Origin of the sequence: Onishia niordana, from assembly GCF_004798965.1 — a bacterium.
Lineage (GTDB): Bacteria > Pseudomonadota > Gammaproteobacteria > Pseudomonadales > Halomonadaceae > Onishia > Onishia niordana.
The window spans coordinates 1-264 of record NZ_SDSD01000091.1; the positions used below are offsets into that span (position 1 = coordinate 1).

General features: G+C 39.4%; 1 protein-coding gene. It reads left to right on the forward strand.

From position 1 onward, the window contains the following. Positions 1 to 264 (forward strand): CppA N-terminal domain-containing protein (locus tag ETC27_RS18040; RefSeq protein ID WP_205742785.1); only part of this gene is annotated, 264 nt, incomplete at both ends.

Here is a 264-nt window from a genome sequence, read left to right on the forward strand (position 1 = left end):
TCAAGGTGTGAAAAAACATGGACGTACAGTCATCCAAGCTGATGAGGATGAAATCGAACAGCTTTTAGCGCGTAATCTGGACCAAGTCACACATCTTTATCAGGTAAAAGACAGTTGGGCTTTTGAAGCTGTTTCTCCAGAAAGTGATGTTTTTCTGATGGTATCTGTAAATGATTGGTCAGACTTAACGGAAGTTGCTAAATCTGAAGTTGACTTTGATGAGGGAGAATTTACAGGATTATCCGATTTCGCTATTAAAGAGGT